At 67.6% G+C, this 1530-nt stretch carries 1 protein-coding gene; it reads right to left on the reverse strand.

All coding sequences use genetic code 11. From position 1 onward, the window contains the following. Nucleotides 1–14: 14 nt before the first annotated feature. Nucleotides 15–1430: an IS4 family transposase gene (locus AB0A61_RS41070; RefSeq protein WP_361304735.1), complete on the reverse strand. Its 1416-nt coding sequence runs from the start codon at nucleotides 1428–1430 to the stop codon at nucleotides 15–17. Nucleotides 1431–1530: the final 100 nt, after the last annotated feature.

Consider the following 1530-nt stretch of genomic DNA (forward strand, 5'->3'; position numbering starts at 1 on the left):
GCAACGCCGTTGCATTAGCCGTCAGGCCCGGCGTCAATGTCTCCGTCCTTGACCATCTTGAAGTCCAGCGTGTACGTCTGCACGGTGCGCGGATGCTGGTCTCGCTGGAACTGGTACTTGCTGGATGTCTTTCGGTAGCGGGCCTTCAGACGCTGGCGGCGCTGTTCGGGAAGGAGGTTGGCCAGCAAGGCCCGGCCGATGGCCCCGATCAACGATGTCGTACTGTCCCGGGCAGGCCCCGGGGCGACGATGATCTGGTCCGCGGCGGCCTGGAACAGAACGGTGAAGCTCACCCGCTGCACGGACAGTCCTGGCGTGGCCGTCGTGATATCGCCTGCCATGCGGACCAGCGCCTGGTAGACCGTCAGAAGCGCGAAGATCTCCTGCTCAAGACCGGGGACACTGCGTGAACGCAGCACTCGCCCGTCCAAGATCGTGGACTTCAGCGAGAAATAGCAGGTCTCCGCCTGCCAGCGCCGATGGTAGAGCCGCAGCAGGTCGTTCGCGGGGTGGCGGTCGGCATCCAGAAGATTGGTCAGCAGCCGCCACAGCTCCGTGCGCCGCGTGCCGTCGGCGAGGACGACGGTGAGCCACGCCTCGACCACCCGCACCTCCACCTGCTGACCGTTCGCCCTGGCACGGTAGCGGCGCGGCAGGACCGCGGTGAGGTAGGAGCCATCGGGCAGCGGGCGGCGCACGGTCGGGCGCCGTTTGCGGGTAGAGCGCAGCACGAAATGGGCCCCGGTGTCCTGCACGGCCTGAAGGAAGTCGAATGCGTCGTAGTAGGCGTCAGCCAGCAGGAGCATCGATGCGTCCAGATGCCCCAGCAGACAGCGCGCGTAGGCGAGTTCGCCGACGTCGTCGGGTCCGAAGACCGCGTCCACCAGAGCCCGCGTGCCGCACTCCACGAGGGCCACCAGGCGCACCAGCGGGTAGCCGAACGCGCGGACCCTGCCGATGTGTTTGCGAAAATGCCAGGTCACCGCTTCCTCGTCGGGAGCGGACAGGGTGGTGCCGTCCACGGCGACCAGGCGCAGGCCCTGGTAGAAGGCGCAGGACTGGCGGCGGTCTGCCACTGGTCCGGCCAGGATTGAGAACAGGTGGCGCAGCGGTCCGCTTCCCAGCCGGCGCCGGGCACGTGCCAGCGACGAGGCGCACGGGTGGGCCACGGGCACGCTGCCCAGTCCCGCCGTGAGCTTGGCCCATACCGCCTGGTAGGAGGATCGCTCGAAGAAGGCGAGGGCCAGCACGAAGTACACCACGACGCGCGCCGGGAGCAGCCGCAGCCGCTGCTGTCGGACACCGGTGTCCTCCAGGACCGCGTCGACTAACTCGGGGTCGATGATCTCGGTCAACTCGCCCAGATGGCCCGGCGCGTACACGTCCAGGGCTGTCGCGTCGGGCCTGACGCTGACAGAATTCTGCGGCAACGGGACCTCCGGGGCACTCGCAATGGCTTCGACACCATGCGAACTACCAGAGGTCCCGCCCTCTTGACAGGGCGCACACATCCTTAACGCACTGGCGTTG

It is taken from the genome of Streptomyces sp. NPDC046197, assembly GCF_040646295.1.
In the GTDB taxonomy this organism is placed as follows: Bacteria; Actinomycetota; Actinomycetes; order Streptomycetales; family Streptomycetaceae; genus Streptomyces.